At 72.1% G+C, this 17,204-nt stretch carries 1 protein-coding gene; it reads left to right on the top strand.

Annotation, left to right across the window (positions count from 1 at the left end; all coding sequences use genetic code 11):
- Positions 1-17,204, top strand: a 17,204-nt coding sequence (locus tag D7X74_RS27600) for a non-ribosomal peptide synthetase/type I polyketide synthase (protein ID WP_120535993.1), incomplete at both ends; no start/stop codon positions are given.

Consider the following 17,204-nt stretch of genomic DNA (forward strand, 5'->3'; position numbering starts at 1 on the left):
CCCTTCAGCCCCACCCCGGGTGCGCGTCTGTACCGCACGGGCGACTCCGTGCGCTGGCGTCCCGACGGGACGTTGGACTTCCTGGGCCGCACCGACTTCCAGGTGAAGCTGCGCGGCTTCCGCATCGAGCCCGGCGAGGTCGAAGCCGCCGTGCGTCAGGTGCCCGGGGTGCGCGAAGCCGTCGTCCTCGTGCGCGAGGACGTCCCCGGCGACAAGCGCCTCGTCGCGTACGTGGTGCCCGCCGGCCCGGATGCGACGCACCCCTCCCCGTCCGAACTCCGCGAACACCTGCGCCAGCGCGTGCCCGAGTACATGGTGCCCGCGGCCTTCATGGTGTTGGAGGCGCTGCCGGTCAACGCCAACGGCAAGGTGGACCGCAGGGTCCTGCCCGCGCCCGACGCGAGCGCCGTGGTGCGCGCCCCTTCGCGCCCACCCTCCACCGACACCGAGCGCCGGCTCGCGGCCCTCTGGACCGAGGTGCTCAACGCCGGCACCGTGAACGCGGAGGACGACTTCTTCGCGTTGGGTGGCCACTCGCTGCGCGTCACCCAGCTCGTCTCCCGCGTGCGCGCGGTCTTCGACGTGGAGCTGCCCCTGCGGGCCGTCTTCGAGGCCCCGACCCTCGCCGCCCTGGCCGCGCGCCTGGACGCCGCCAACACCGACGCCGCGAAGCAGGCACCGCCCCTGGTGCGTGCACCGCGTGAGGGCGCCCTGCCGCTGTCCTTCTCACAGCAGCGGCTGTGGTTCCTGGATCAGCTCCAGCCGGACAGCGCCTTCTACAACGTGCCCGGCGTGGTGTGGCTGGAGGGAGAGCTCGACGCGCAGGCCCTGGAGCAGAGCCTGCGCGCCCTGGTGGAGCGCCATGAAGTGCTGCGCACCACCTTCCCGCCGGAAGGCGACACGCCCGTCCAGGTCATCCACCCCACGGGGCTGGCCGCCCTGCCCGTCATCGACCTGACGGACCTGTCCCCCGAGGCACGCGAGGCCGAAGCCCGGCGCCTCGCCTCCGAGGAAGCCGGACGTCCGTTCAACCTGAAGCACGGGCCCGTGCTGCGCGTCACCCTGCTGCGGCTGGAGCCCACGCGTCACGCGCTGCTCGTGACGCTGCACCACATCGTGTCGGACGGCTGGTCCCTGGGCGTGATGGTGCGCGAGCTGGCCGCCTTCTACCGCGCCTTCACCACCGGCCAGTCTCCCAACCTTCCCACGCTGCCCGTGCAGTACGCCGACTTCGCCGTCTGGCAGCGGCAGTGGCTCCAGGGCGATGTCCTGGACGCGCAGTTGGACTTCTGGCGTCAGCAGCTCGCGGGTGCGCCCGCGGCGCTGGAGCTGCCCACCGACCGGCCTCGCCCCGCGATCCAGTCCTTCCGGGGCGCGTCCCTCCCCGTGCGACTGCCCCGCGCCGTCGTGGATCCGGTTCAGGCCCTGGCGCAGCAGGAAGGCGCTACGCCCTTCATGGTGCTGCTGGCCTCGTTCCAGCTCCTGCTCTCGCGCTACTCCGGTCAACAGGACGTCAGCGTCGGTGCGCCCATCGCGAACCGCAACCGCGCGGAGACCGAAGGCCTCATCGGCTTCTTCGTCAACTCGCTGGTCCTGCGCGCGCGCATCGACTCACGCGCTTCCTTCCGCACCCTGTTGCGACAGGTGAAGCAGTCCACGCTCGCCGCCTACGAGCACCAGGACGTGCCCTTCGAGAAGCTCGTCGAAGCGCTCCAGCCCCAGCGTGACCTGAGCCGTTCTCCGCTGTTCCAGGTCATCTTCGCGCTGCAGAACGCGCCCATGGGTTCGCTGGCGCTGCCCGGACTGAGCCTCAAGCTCCAGGAGCCGGACGCCTCCACCGCGAAGTTCGACCTGGACCTCAACCTCCAGGAGACCCCTGAAGGCCTCGCCGGCTCCATCGGCTACAGCACGGACCTGTTCGACACCTCCACCATCACCCGGATGATGGAGCACTTCGGCGTGCTGCTGAACGCGCTGTGCGCCCGGCCGGATGCACCGCTCGCCTCGTTCTCCCTGCTGACCGGTGACGAGCGGCAGCGCGTGCTCGTGGACTGGAACGCCACCGCCCGCGACTACCCGCGCGAGCCGTCCCTCGCGGCCCTCTTCTCACGACAGGCCGCGCTCACCCCGGACGCCATTGCCCTCGTGCAGGGCGAGCAGGTGCTGACGTACGCCCAGCTCGACCTGCTCTCGAATCAGGTCGCGCATCCGCTCCGGGTCCTCGGCGTCGGCCCCGGCTCCCGCGTCGCCCTTTCGCTGGAGCGTTCGTTCGAGCTGGTCGTCTCCATCCTGGCCATCCTCAAGGCGGGGGGCGCCTACGTCCCCCTGGACGCCTCGCTCCCGCGCGAGCGCCTGGGCTTGATGATCCAGGACGTCGGGGCCCGCATCCTCCTCACGCAGGAGCGCTTCGCCGCATCGCTCTCGCCGCTGTTCGACTCGACGTTCCTCTTCGATGCCGACTGGCGCGCGCGCCTCGCGACGCAGCGGGACTCCGCGTTGGAGATCCCGGACGTGGGAGGCGACAGCCTCGCCTACGTGATGTTCACGTCCGGCTCCACGGGCCGGCCCAAGGGGGTCTGCATTCCCCAGCGTGCCGTCACGCGGCTGGTGCGCGACAACACCTTCCTGCGCTTCGGACCCCAGGAGGTCTTCCTCCAACTGGCGCCCGTCGCCTTCGACGCCTCCACCCTGGAGCTGTGGGGCCCGCTGCTCCACGGCGCCCGGCTGGTGCTGCCCCCTCCGCACGCGCTGTCCCTGGAGGAGATCGCCGGACTGCTGCGGCAACACCGCGTCTCCTCGCTCTTCATCACGACCGCCCTCTTCGCCCAGTTGGTGCAGCACGAGCCCGAAGCGCTGGCGAACATGTCCCAGCTCATGGCCGGCGGCGAAGCCATGCCCCTGGCGCGCGCTCGCGAGCACCTGGAGCGCATGCGCCCGGGCACGCGCTTCTTCCACGTCTACGGGCCCACGGAGAACACCACCTTCTCCACCAGCCAGCCGCTGGAGCCCGGGACGCCCGTGGGCGGTTCGCTGCCCATCGGCCGGTCCATCTCCAACTCCACGGCCTACGTGTTGGATCCGGACCTGCAACCGGTGCCGGTGGGCGTGCCCGGCGAGCTTTACGTCGGTGGCGAGGGCCTTGCCTGGGGCTACCTCCAGCAGCCAGCGCTGACGGCCGAGCGCTTCCTTCCCGATCCTTTCGGCACCACGCCGGGCGCGCGCCTGTACCGCACGGGCGACAAGGTGCGCTGGCTGGCCGACGGGGCCCTGGACTTCCTGGGCCGCACCGACTTCCAGGTGAAGCTGCGCGGCTTCCGCATCGAGCCGGGTGAAATCGAAGCCGTCCTGCGCCAGGTGCCCGGCATCCGGGACGCCATCGTGCTTGTGCGCGAGGACAGCCCCGGGGACAAGCGGCTGGTCGCGTACGTGGTTCCGTCCGCATCCGGCGAGGCAGGCCCCACGCCGGACACGCTGCGCACCACGCTCAAGCAGCACCTGCCCGAGTACATGGTGCCCGCGGCCTTCGTCCTGATGGACGCGCTGCCGCTCAACGCCAACAACAAGGTGGACCGCAAGGCGCTGCCCGTGCCCGACGCGGGCTCCGTGGTGCGCGTCGCGTCGCGTGCGCCCGAAACGGACACCGAGCGTCAACTGGCGGTCCTCTGGGCCGACGTGCTGAAGCTCGACACGGTGGGCGCCGGGGATGACTTCTTCGCCCTGGGCGGCCACTCACTGTTGGCCACGCAGCTCGTCTCCCGCCTCCGCGCCGCGTTCGGGGTAGAGCTGCCCCTGCGCACGCTCTTCGAGGCTCCCACGCTCGAAGCGCTCGCGGCACGCATTGATGCCATGCGCACCCGGGCGCTCGCGCCCACGGCTCCGCCGCTGGTGCCGGTGTCGCGCGAGGGCGCCCTGCCGCTCTCCTTCGCGCAGCAGCGGCTGTGGTTCCTGGATCAGCTCGAATCCGGCAGCACCGTCTACAACGTCCCGGGCGTCCTCCGGCTGGAGGGAGAACTCGACGCCGCCGCGCTCCAGCAGGCCCTGGATGCGCTGGTGCGGCGCCACGAAGTGCTGCGCACCACCTTCGCCCCGGGCCCGTCCGGCCCCGTGCAGCGCATCGCGCCGCCCGCCCCGTGCGTCTTCGAGCGCATCGACCTGGAGTCCCTGTCGCCGTCGGCGCGCGAGCTCCGGCTGCGAAGCCTCATCGCCGACCACGCCTCCCGTCCGTTCGACCTCGCGCGAGGCCCGCTCTTCCGCGCGGTGCTGGTGCGCCTGGCGGCGAAGCAGCACGCGCTGCTGGTGCTCACGCACCACATCGCTTCGGACGGATGGTCCGTGGGCGTGATGGTGCGCGAGTTCGCCGCCCTCTATCGCGCCATCTCCACCGGAGAGGCCCCGAACCTGCCCGCGCTGCCGGTGCAGTACGCCGACTTCGCCGTCTGGCAGCGGCAGTGGCTCCAGGGCGACGTCCTGGACGCGCAGCTGGACTTCTGGCGCCAGCAGCTCGCGGATGCACCCGCGGCGCTGGAGCTGCCCACCGACCGGCCCCGGCCCGCGATCCAGTCCTTCCGGGGCGCATCCTTTCCGCTCTCCCTGTCCGCCCCGGTCTCCCACGCCCTCAAGGCCCTGGCGCAGCAGGAAGGCGCTACGCCCTTCATGGTGCTGCTGGCCTCCTTCCAGCTCCTGCTCTCGCGCTACTCCGGCCAACAGGACATCAGCGTCGGCGCGCCCATCGCGAACCGCAACCGCGCGGAGACCGAAGGCCTCATCGGCTTCTTCGTCAACACGCTCGTCCTGCGTGCACGCATCGACGCGCGCGCTTCCTTCCGCGCCTTGCTGCGCCAGGTGAAGCGCTCCACGCTCGCGGCCTACGAGCACCAGGACGTGCCCTTCGAGAAGCTCGTCGAAGCGCTCCAGCCCCAGCGTGACGCCAGCCGTTCGCCCTTCTTCCAGGTGTCCTTCGCGCTGCAGAACGCGCACGTAGGCGCGCTGGAGCTGCCAGGGCTGAGCCTGAAGCTTCACGAAGCCGAGGCCACCACCGCGAAGTTCGACCTGGACCTCAACTTCCAGGAGACCGCCGAAGGCTTCACCGGTTCCATCGGCTACGGCACGGACCTGTTCGACGCCTCCACCGTCACCCGGATGATGGAGCACTTCGGCGTGCTGCTCGACGCGCTGTGCGCTCGGCCGGACGCGCCGCTGTCCACGCTGTCGCTCCTCGCGGGCCCCGAGCGGCAGCGGGTGCTGGTGGACTGGAACAAGACGCGCGCCACCGCTCCGGTGGACGACACGCTCCCGAGCCTCTTTGAATCCCACGTCCAGCGGGCCCCATCGGCCGTGGCCGTCGAACACGAAGGCCAGCGCCTCACGTACGCGGAGCTGGATGCGCGCGCGAACCAGCTCGCCCACCACCTGAAGTCGCTCGACCTCCCGCCGGAGGCGCGCGTCGGCCTGTGCGTGAAGCGCGGGTTGGAGCTGATGGTCGGCCTGCTGGGCATCCTCAAGGCCGGTGGCTGCTACGTGCCGCTGGAGCCGGCCTACCCCCGGCAGCGCCTGGCCTACATGTTCCAGGACTCGGGCGTGGCGGCGGTGGTGACGCAGCAGGCGCTGCGGGACTCGCTGCCCGAACATTCGCTCCCGACGGTGTGCCTGGACTCGGACGCGCCGGTGCTCGCGCGTCAGTCCACGCAGGCCCCCCACGGGCCTCGCGTCGCGGCGGATCAGCTCGCGTACGTCCTCTACACTTCCGGCTCCACGGGCCTGCCGAAGGGCGTGGGCATCACCCACCGCTCCATCGTCCACCTCGTGCGCGACACGGACTACGTGGACCTGGGCCCGGCGGACTGCATGGCCCAGGTGGGCACGCCGTCGTTCGACGCGGCCACCTTCGAAATCTGGGGCGCGCTGCTCAACGGCGCGCGGCTGGCCGTCATCCCGCGCGACGTGACGCTGTCGCCGCGAGCGCTGGCGAAGCGGATGAAAGAGGTGGGTGCCACCACCGCCCTGCTCACCACCGCCCTCTTCCATCAGGTGGCGCGCGAGGTGCCGTCGGCCTTCGAGGGCATGCGCTACCTCTTCTTCGGCGGAGAGAAGGCGGACGCGCGCGCGGCGCTCCAGGTGCTCGGCGTGCATGGCCCCCGGCATCTGGTGAACCTCTACGGCCCCACCGAGGCCACCGTCTGCTCCACCTCGCAGGAGGTTGCGGGCCTGCCGCCCGACGCCACCGCCATCCCCATTGGCGGACCGCTGACGCGGATGCGCGCCTACGTGCTGGATGCGCACGGACAGCCCGTGCCCACCGGCGTCCCCGGTGAGCTGTACCTGGGCGGCGTCGGACTGGCGCGTGGCTACCTGGGCCAGCCCGCGCTGACGGCCGAGCGCTTCGTACCGGACACATTCAGCGACCTCCCCGGGGCGCGGCTGTACCGCACGGGTGACCGGGCGCGCTGGAACGCGCACGGCACGCTCGACTTCGTGGGCCGCGTGGACGCGCAGGTGAAGCTGCGCGGCTTCCGTATCGAACCCGCGGAGGTGGAGGCCTTCCTCCTCCAGCACCCCCAGGTGCGCGAAGCCGTGGTGCTCGTGCGTGAGCAGGCGCCGGGCGATCACCGCCTCGTGGCCTACGTGGTGGCCACCGTCCCGGAACCAGACACCGCGGCCCTGCGCGCCTTCCTCACCGAACGGCTGCCGGCCCACATGGTGCCGTCCGCCTTCGTGTCGCTGCCCGCGCTCCCGCTGACGCCCAACGGGAAGCTGGACCGCCACGCGCTGCCGGCCCCCGATGCCCGCTCCGTCGCCACCGCGTCCACGCCCGCCGTGCCGGAGAGCCTGACGCTCTTCCAGCAGCGCATCGCCGCGCTCTTTGGCGAGCTGCTGAACCTGGAGCGCGTGGGCCTGCACGATGACTTCTTCGCGCTGGGCGGCCACTCGCTGCTGGCGACCCAGCTCGTCTCGCGCGTGCGCTCCACCTTCGGCGTGGAGCTGCCGCTGCGCACGCTCTTCGACGCGTCCACCGTCGCCCGGCTCACCGGACACGTGGAGGCACTGCTCCTCTCGCGCGCCACGACGCCCCAGCTTCCGCCGCTGCGCCCCGTGCGCCGCGACGCGGACCTGCCGCTGTCCTTCTCCCAGCAGCGGCTGTGGGTGGTGGATCAGCTCCAGCCCGGCGGCAGCCAGTACAACATCCCCGTGGCGATCCGGCTGGAGGGCACGCTGGACGTCGAGTCCCTGCGCCTGGCCCTGGAGCACCTGGTCGCCCGCCACGAGTCCCTGCGCACCACCTTCGCGCTGAAGGACGGACAGCCCGTCCAGCAGGTCCATCCCGCCTCCACGTGGACGCTGCCACTCACCGACCTGGGCACCGTGCCGCCCGAAGCCCGCGAGGCCGAAGCGCACCGCGTGTCCGCGGAGGAAGCCAGCGCGTCGTTCGACCTGGGCACCGGCCCGCTCCTGCGCACGCGCCTGTTGCGGCTGGACGCGGAGCATCATGTCCTCTTGCTCAACATGCACCACGTCGTCTCCGACGGCTGGTCCATGGGCGTGCTCGTGCGCGAGGTGGCCGCCGGCTACGCGGCCTTCTCCACCGGGAAGACGCCGTCGCTGCCGCCGCTGCCGGTGCAGTACGCCGACTTCGCCGCGTGGCAGCGCCAGTGGCTCCAGGGCGACGTGCTCTCGCAGGAAGTGACGTGGTGGAAGGAACAGCTCGCCGGGGCGCCGCGCGTCCTGGAGCTGCTCACCGACAAGCCCCGTCCGGCCATGCGCTCCTCGCGCGGCGGCCTGCTGCCCGTGCACCTGCCCCTGGAGTTGACCCAGGGCCTGCTGAAGCTCGCGCGGCAGGAGAACGCCACGCCGTTCATGGCGCTGCTGGCCCTGTGGCAGGTGCTCCTGTCCCGCTACACGCGGCAGGAGGAGCTGCTCGTCGGCTCGCCCGTCGCGGGTCGCCGCCACGGCGAGCTGGAGGGGCTGGTCGGCTTCTTCGTCAACACGCTGGTGCTGCGCGGTCGCGTGCGCGGCAGGGATTCGTTCCGCGCGCTGCTCGCCCAGGTGCGTGACACCACCCTGGCCGCATACGAGCACCAGGACCTGCCCTTCGAGAAGCTCGTCGAGGAACTCCAGCCCCAGCGCGACCTGAGCCGCAACCCGCTGGTGCAGGTCATCCTCGCGCTACAGAACGCGCCCCAGGGCGAGCTGAAGGCCCCGGGCCTCACGCTGCGCCCGGTGGAGGTGGAGAACGCCACGGCCCGGTTCGACCTGGGCCTGCTGCTCTCCGAGTCCCCGGACGGCCTGCGCGGCGTGCTCGAATACAGCACCGACCTGTTCGAGCCCGCCACTGCGGTCCGCATGGCCGGACACCTGCGCACGTTGCTGGAGTCCGTGGTCTCCACGCCGGAAGCGCCGCTGTCCACGCTGGAGTGGCTGACCCCACCCGAGCGCCAGCAGCTCCTGGTGGACTGGAACACCACCGGCGCCGCCTACCCGCGCGATGCGTCCATGCCGGAGCTGTTCGAGCAGCAGGTCGCCCTGCGCCCGGATGCGATGGCGTTGGAGTTCGAGGACGAGCGCCTCACCTACGCCCAGCTCGATGCCCGCGCGAACCAGATGGCGCACCTGCTGCGGGAGCACGGCATCGGGTTGGACTCGCTGGTGGCCGTGTGCCTGGAGCGCTCCACGCAGATGGTCGTGTCGCTGCTGGCCATCCTCAAGGCCGGTGGTGCGTACGTGCCGCTGGACGCCGCGTACCCGACCCAGCGCCTGACGTACATGCTGGAGGACGCGCCGCCGCGACTGCTGATCACCACGCGCGCGCTGCGCCCGAGCCTGCCGGTGTCCGACGCGCTGCCCTGCCTGTTCGTGGAGGAGCTGCGCCTGGACGCGCAGCCCACGTCCCCGACGGGCGTCCGTCCGTTGGCGCGCAACCTGGCCTACGTGGACTTCACGTCGGGTAGCACCGGCCGGCCCAAGGGCGTGGCGGTGGAGCACCGGGGCGTGCTGCGCTTGATGTACGGCGCGAAGTACGTGGACATGGGGCCCGAGGAGACGCTCATCCTCATGGCGCCCATCTCCTTCGACATCTCCACCATGGAGGTCTGGGCCGCGCTGCTCACGGGCAGCAAGCTCGCCATCTTCCCGCCGGTGCCTCCCACCGACCTGGAGCTGCTGGGCAACGTGCTGCGGCGCCACGCCGTCACGACGCTCTACCTGTCCACGGGCCTGTTCTCCCAGATTGTGGACGTGGGGCTGGAGATGCTGCGCGGGGTGCGCCAGGTCATCGCCGCCGGCGACATCCTGTCCCCCACGCACACGCGCAAGGTGCTGGACACGCTGGGCATCCCCGTCGTCAACGGCTACGGGCCCACGGAAGGCACCGTCTTCGCCAACTGCCTGCGGGTGACGCGCGCGGAGGACGTGGGCACGAGCGTGCCCATTGGCCCGCCCATCTCCAACACGCAGGTGTACATCCTGGACGCGCACCTGCGCCCGGTGCCGGTGGGCGTGCCCGGTGAGCTGTGCATCGGCGGCGACGGACTCGCGCGGGGCTACCTGTCCCGCCCGGACCTGACGGCCGAGCGCTTCGTGCCGGATGCCTTCGGCGGCAGGCCCGGAGAGCGGCTCTACCGCACGGGCGACCTGGCGCGCTGGCGTCCCGATGGCGCGGTGGACTTCCTGGGCCGCATCGACACGCAGGTGAAGGTGCGGGGCTTCCGCATCGAGCTGTCGGAAGTCGAAGCCGCCGTGATGTCCACGCCCGGCGTGCGCGAGGCCATCGTGCTGGTGCGCGAGGACGTGCCCGGCGACAAGCGGCTCGTCGCCTACGCCGTGCCCGCGCTCCCCGCCACTTCGGGAGAGGTGGCCACGGCCCTGTCCGCCACGGACCTCCGTGAACACCTGCGCCAGCGGCTGCCCGAGTTCATGGTGCCGTCGGCCTTCGTCGTCCTGCCCGCGCTGCCGCTGAACCCCAACGGCAAGGTGGACCGCAAGGCGCTGCCCGCCCCCACGTCCACCGGGAGCGCGGGCCGCTTCGTGGAGCCCGGCAACCCGCTGGAGGAGAAGATCGCGGCCATCTGGGCGCGCGAGCTGGGACTCGAGCGCGTGGGTGTGCACGACCACTTCTTCGAGGACCTGGCCGGCACGTCGCTGTCCGTGGTGCGCGTCTCCACGCGTCTGCGCGAGGAGCTGAAGCACGAGCTGCCCGTCGTGTGGCTCTTCGAGCACCCCACCGTCCACGGCCTCGCCCTGCGCCTGGAGCGCGAATCGGGTGGAGCCCTGGGCCGCACCGAAGCGACCGTCGCGCAGCCCAGCGCGCCCGTGGCTCCGCCGCGCGCGAAGGCCCCGCAGGCGTCGGGGTCCGCCGACATCGCCATCATCGGCATGGCGGGCCGCTTCCCTGGCGCGGGCTCCGTGGAGGACTTCTGGAAGAACCTGCGCGAGGGCGTGGAGTCCATCTCCCGCTTCACGCCGGAGGAGCTGGAGCACCTGCCCGGCCTGCCCGAGGGCATGGAGCTGTGGCAGCACCCGGGCTTCGTCCCCGCCGGTGGCGTGCTGGACGACATCGACCAGTTCGACCACACGTTCTTCGACATGTCGCTGCGCGAGGCGCAGTGGACGGATCCGCAGCAGCGGCTGTTCCTGCAATGCACCTGGGCGGCGCTGGAGGACGCGGGCATCGAACCGGAGCAGTTCCCCGGGGACATCTCGCTGTACGCGGGCGCGAACGACTCCGGCTACGCGCAGGCGGTGCAGCAGAACATGCCGCTTGACGGCGCCGCCTTCTTCGAGCTGTACGGCACCGCGACGCACCAGAGTCTCGCGCAGAAGACGTCCTGGAAGCTGGGCCTGCGCGGAGAGAGCACGCTCGTCTACACCGCGTGCTCCACGGGGCTCGTGGCGGTCCACCTCGCGTGCCAGAACCTGCTGGCCGGGCTGTCCGACGTGGCCCTCGCGGGCGCGACGCGACTGAGCGCGGCCCAGCGCACGGGCTACGTGTACCAGGAGGGACTCATCTTCTCTCCGGATGGCCACTGCCGCGCGTTCGACGCGAAGGCGAAGGGCACCATCTCCGGCAATGGCGTGGCCGCGGTGGTGCTCAAGCGGCTGGACGACGCGGTGCGGGACGGCGACTCCATCTACGCCGTCATCCGCGCCACGGCGACGAACAACGACGGGCGGGACAAGTCCGGCTTCACCGCGCCCAGCGTGCAGGGCCAGTCCTCCGTCATCACGCAGGCGCTGTCGCGCGCGGGGGTGCAGCCGAAGGACATCGGCTACGTGGAGGCGCATGGCACGGCCACACCGCTGGGCGACCCGATTGAAGTGGCTGCGCTCCAGCGGGCCTACGGGCTGGGGCCCGAGCACCGGGGCACCATCGCGCTCGCTTCGCTGAAGACGAACATGGGCCACCTGGACACGGTGGCCGGGCTCGCGGGCCTGATGAAGGCCGCGCTCGCGCTGCACCACGGGGAGATTCCCCCGAGCCTGCACTTCGAGAAGGCCAACCCGCAGATCGACTTCGACGCCGGACCCTTCTTCGTCAACACCACTTTGCGGCCCTGGCCCGCCGGCGAGACGCCGCGTCGCGCCGCCGTCAGCTCCTTCGGCGTCGGCGGCACCAACGCCCACGCCGTGCTCGAGGAAGCACCCATGTCGCACAGCGGTTCCACCACGCGTTCCCACCAGGTCGTCCTGCTCTCCGCGCGCACCCCCGAGGCGCTGGAAGCGGCGTCCCAGCGGCTCGCGACGCACGCGGAAGCCCGGGCGGACCTGTCCATGGCGGACGTGGCCTTCACCCACGCGGTGGGCCGCAAGGGCTTCGACCACCGGCGCACCGTGGTGGCCCGCGACGCGGCGGACCTGGCGAAGCAGCTTCGCAAGCCGTACACGCCGGTGACGGTGAAGGACGCGGAGTCCGCGCGCCGTCGCCGCGTGGCCTTCGTGTTCCCCGGTCAGGGCGCCCAGCAGGTGGGCATGGGCCGCGAGCTGTATGAGGCGGAGCCCGCCTTCCGCGCGCACCTGGATGCGTGCCTCGTGCTGCTGGAGGTGCCGCTGCGCGAGCGCGTCACCACGTTGCTCCAGGCCGTACCCGGTCCGCAGGCTCCGGAGTCCGCGCTGCTGGCCGACACGCGCGTCGCGCTGCCCGCGCTGTTCGCCGTGGAGGTGTCACTGGCGCGCATGTGGATGGACTGGGGCGTCAGGCCCCACGCCGTCCTGGGTCACAGCTTCGGCGAGTACGCGGCCGCGTGCGTGGCGGGCGTGCTGTCGCTGGAGGACGCCCTGAAGCTGGCGGTGGCGCGTGGAGAGCTGATGCACCGCATGCCGCCAGGCGCGATGCTCGCGGTGGCGCTGTCCGAGGCGCAGGTGGTGCCGCTCCTCAAGGGCCGCCTGACGCTGGCCGCCCACAACTCGCCGGACCGGTGCGTCGTCTCCGGGCCGGTGGAGGAGATCGAACGGTTGCAGGAGGAGCTGAAGCGGCGCAACGCAGGGGCGGTGCGCATGCCCGCGCCGCACGCGTTCCACTCGGCGGACGTGGAACCGCTGATGCCCGAACTGGCGAAGGTCATGGGCTCGCTGGGCCGCGCCGAGCCGACGGTGCGCTACGTCTCCGGACTCACCGGCACCTGGGCCCGTCCGGGCGAGCTGGGGGCACCGCGCTACTGGGCGGATCAGATGCGCCAGCCGGTGCGCTTCACGGACTCCGTGGGGGCGCTGCTGGAGGAGGGCTGCAGCGTGCTGCTGGAGGTGGGGCCCGGACAGGACCTCACCCCGCTGATGCGCGCGTGCTTCGGCCAGGACAAGGACCGCGTGAAGGCGGTGCCCTCGGTGCGTCGCGGAGGCTCCACGCCGGAGCACGCGGGCCTGTTGGCGTCGATGGGCGAGCTGTGGACCCACGGGCTCGCGCTGGACTGGAAGGCGTTCTACGCCCACGAGCAGCGCCTGCGGATCCACCTGCCCACGTACCCTTTCCAGCGCAAGCGCGTCTGGGTGGAGGCCTCGCGCACTACCGCACCCGTGGCGGCGCCGGCCAACTCACCGCGCGCGGAGCCTGTCCCCGCCCAGGCACCGGCGCCCGTGGTGACGGTCTCCCCGTCCGCGCAGGGAACACTCGCAGCGCCTCCGCCGGACACGTCCGCGCGGACCGGAATGGCCCAGCCGGCCGCCGTGGCCCAGGCTCCCGAGCCGGCTCCCCTGGCCCGGGTTCCCGTGACGCCCGCGGCGGTCACACCGGGAGCCCCCGCGCGCGCGGATGCACCGCGAGGCGACATCGAGGAGCGCGTGGCCGCGCTCTGGCGCGAACGGCTGGCGCTGGAGTTCGTCGGACGCGACGACAACTTCCTGGAGATCGGCGGCAACTCGCTGATGGCCGCGCAGCTGCTCAACCAGTTGCGTGACACGTTCGGCGTCCAGGTGCCGCTGGCGGCCTTGTTCGAAGCGCCCACCGTGGCGGGCATCGCCGCGCGCATCGAACCGATGATGCAGCAGGCGCCCAGCGCCGTGCAGACGCGCGAGCTGCCACTGGAGGCCCTGCCGCGCACGGGCGAGCTGCCCCTGTCCTTCGTGCAGGAGCGCGTGTGGCGCCTGGAGCAGCACCTGCCGGGCCTCTCCGCCTACAACATCCCCGTCGTCCTCAAGCTGGAAGGCCCGGCGGCCGTGGAGCCACTGGAGCGCGCCATCCAGGAGATCGTCCGCCGCCACGAAGCGCTGCGGACCACCTATGACCTGGTGGACGGCCGTCCCGTGCAGCGCTTCCACCCGCACGTGCGCATCCCGCTGGAGCGCGTGGAGCTCACCGGCACGCCCGAGGAGCGCGAAGCCGAAGGCCTGCGCCTCGCCCGCGAGGACGCGGCGCGCCCGTTCGACCTGGTGAACGGGCCCGTCCTGCGCACCACGCTCGTGCGACAGGCGGAGGACGTGCACCTGTTGCTCGTCTGCATCCACCACGTCGTCTGCGACACGCTGTCCATCGCCATCTTCATCCACGAGCTGAGCCAGCTCTACGGCGCCTTCCGCCAGGGCAAGCCCTCCCCGCTGGCGCCGCTGACCGTGCAGTACGCGGACTTCGGCGCGTGGCAGCGCCGCACCATCGCCGAGCACCTGGTGCCGGAGCAGGAGCAGTGGTGGCGCACCCGGCTGGCGGGCATGCCGCGCCAGTTGGGCGTGCCCACGGACCGGCCGCGCCCGGAGAAGTGCCCGCTGACGTCGGAGCGCATGAGCGTGGCGTTCCCGCAGGCGCTGGCCCGGGAGCTGGTGGCCTTCGGCAAGCGCGAGGGCTTCACCGGCTACATGACGGTGCTGGCCGCGTGGAACGTGCTGCTGCACCGCTACACGGGACAGACGGACATCATCGTCGGGACGCCCATCGCCAACCGCACGCGGCCGGAGCTGCTGTCGCTCATCGGCTACGTGGCGCACTCGGCGGCGTTCCGCACCAGCCTCGCGGGGGACCCGTCCTTCCGCGAGCTGCTGGAGCGCGTGCGCCAGGAAGTCACCGACGCGCAGGCCCGCCCGGACGTGCCGTTCGAGTACCTGGTGGAGCAGCTTGTCCCAGGCAAGGACATCGGCCGGGACCGCATGGCCGACACCGTCTTCGTCTACCACAGCAACGCCGTGTCCAGCGTCGATGCGCAGGACACGATGGGCGTGCGCACTTCCATCGTGGAGGTTCCCGGCACCCCCGTGCAGTGGGGCACGACGCTGTCCGACCTGACGCTCATCCTGTCGGAAGGGCCCGCGGGCGTGCACGGCGCGCTGGAGTACGCCACCGAGCTGTTCGACGCGGCCACGGCCCGGCGCATGCTGGAGCATCTCCAGGCGCTGCTGACGTCCGCCCTCGCGACGCCCGATGAGCGGCTCTCCCGCCTGTCGCTCGCCACCGAGGTCGAACGCAACGCCTGGCCCCGTCCCCTCCCCGTCCCCACCGCGCCCGCGCTCCCCGCGCTGCTGGCCGACCGCGCGCGCCGTCACCCGGAGACCGTGGCCCTCGCCCGCGAGGGACGCACGTGGACATGGGCGGAGCTGTCCACCCGTGCCCGCGCGCTGTCATCCCGGCTGCGCGCCGCCGGGGTGAAACCCGGCGAGCCGGTGGTCGTGTGCCTGCGGCCCTCTCCGGAGAAGCTCGCGACCCTGTGGGGCGTGCTGGAGGCCGGTGCCGCCGTGGTGGCGCTGGGCCCCACCGACCTGGGCAACCTCGCCGTCTACGCCCCCGAAGGCGCCTCCTCGCCCCGCATCGTGACGTGGAAGGGCGTCGTCACCGCCGCGCGGCTGGAGGCTTCGCGCGTGCTGCACGTGGAGGACGCGCTGGAGACCCTGGACGGGCCCACCGCCGACACGGATGCGACCCCGGGCACGGAGGAGACCGTCGCGTGGTTGCTGCCCGCGGGAACGGGTCAGCCCGCGTGGGCGCTGGGACATGCCGCGCTGACGGAGCTGTTCGCCGGGCTGGACGCGCGCCTGCGTCCCACCGAGGGGAGCGCCTGGCTCGCGGCCACCGAAGCCACCGCGGAGCGGCCGGAGCTGGAAGCGTTGTGGGCCCTCTCGCGCGGCTTGCGCGTCGTGTTCCCCTCCGAGCAGGTGACCGCGCAGCTCGTGCGGCTGCACGGCGGAGGCCCTCGCGCGCGCGCGCTCGACGTGAGCCTGAGCTACTTCGCCAACGACGAAGACTCGATGAGCGGCCCGAAGTACGAGCTGCTGATGGAGGGCGCGAAGTTCGCGGACGCGAACGGCTTCGCCGCCGTGTGGACGCCCGAGCGGCACTTCCACTCCTTCGGTGGCATCTACCCGCAGCCGGCCGTGGTCGCCGCGGCGATGGCCGCCGTCACGCGCAACGTGCGCCTGCGCTCCGGCAGCGTGGTGCTGCCGCTGCATGATCCGCTGCTCGTCGCCGAACAGTGGGCCGTGGTGGACAACCTCTCCGCCGGACGCGTGGACGTGTCGGTGGCCACGGGCTGGCACGTGCGGGACTTCACCTTCGCGCCGCAGAACTACGCGGACCGGCGAAACATCCTCCTCCGGCACCTGGAGACGCTGCGCGCCCTGTGGCGCGGCGAACAGGTGCGGCGTCCGGGCGGCAACGGCGCCATCGTGGAGGTGGGCCTGCGCCCGAAGCCCATCCAGAAGGAGCTGCCCGTCTGGCTCACGGCCACCGCCAACCCGGAGACCTTCCGGCTCGCGGGCGAGCTGGGCGCGGGCGTGCTCACCGGCCTGTTCGCGCACTCGCTGGAGGAGATGAAGCCGAAGGTGGCGCTGTACCGCGAGGCGTGGCGTCGCAACGGCCACCCGGGCCGGGGCCACATCACCTGCATGCTCCACACCTACCTGGGTGATGACGAGCAGGAGGTGCTGCGCATCGTCCGCAAGCCGCTGCTGGGCTACTTCCGCAGCTCCGCGGACATCACCGCGTCGCTGTTGGCGGCGCAGGGCCACCAGGGGGAGATCGACAAGTTCTCCGCGCAGGACCTGGACGCGCTCCTGGAGCACACCTTCGAGCACCACGCGAAGGTGACGGGCCTCATCGGCACGGTGGACAGCGGCCTCCAGCGGCTTCGCGACGTGCGCGCCGCGGACGTGGACGAGGTGACCTGCCTCATCGACTTCGGCCTGGAGACGCCGGTGGTGCTGGAGGGCCTGCGCCGGCTGGCGAAGGTGCGCGCCCTGGCGGAAGCGGAGGCGATCGCCCAGCACGAGCAGGTGCTGGTGGAGGGCGAACAAGGCGTGGGTGAGCTGCTGGAGCTGGCGCGCCAGTCTGGAGCGGTGCTGCTGAACACCACGGCGCGGCTGGCGCGAGCGCTGACCGATCTGCCCGGAGCCCGCGAGGCGCTGGCGCCCTTCGGCGCGCTGGTGCTCGAAGGGGCGTCGTCGGAGCTGGCGTCCGCCCTGCAACGCGCCTCGGGCGTGGAGGTGCTGCTCGCGGGCGGCACCGTCGAAGGCGCGCTACTGCCCCGGGCCCCCGGTGAGCGCGTGCCGCCTGGCCTCCAGGTCTGGGTGCTGGACGACGCGGGCCAGCCGGTCCCCGCGAACGTGGTGGGCGAGCTGGCCCTGGGTGGGGCCGGCGTGCCGTGGGCGCTGTGGCGGTCCGCCGAGGAAGAGCGTCGCCGGCTGGTGCCCCATCCCCTGGACGGGGCCGCGAAGCTGTACCGCACGGGCCGCACGGCGCGCCTGCGCGCGGATGGACGCGTGGAGCCCGTGAGCCTTCCAGCCCGGCTGCCTCTGCCCGTGGC

Source organism: Corallococcus sp. CA047B (genome assembly GCF_003612065.1).
Lineage (GTDB): Bacteria > Myxococcota > Myxococcia > Myxococcales > Myxococcaceae > Corallococcus > Corallococcus praedator.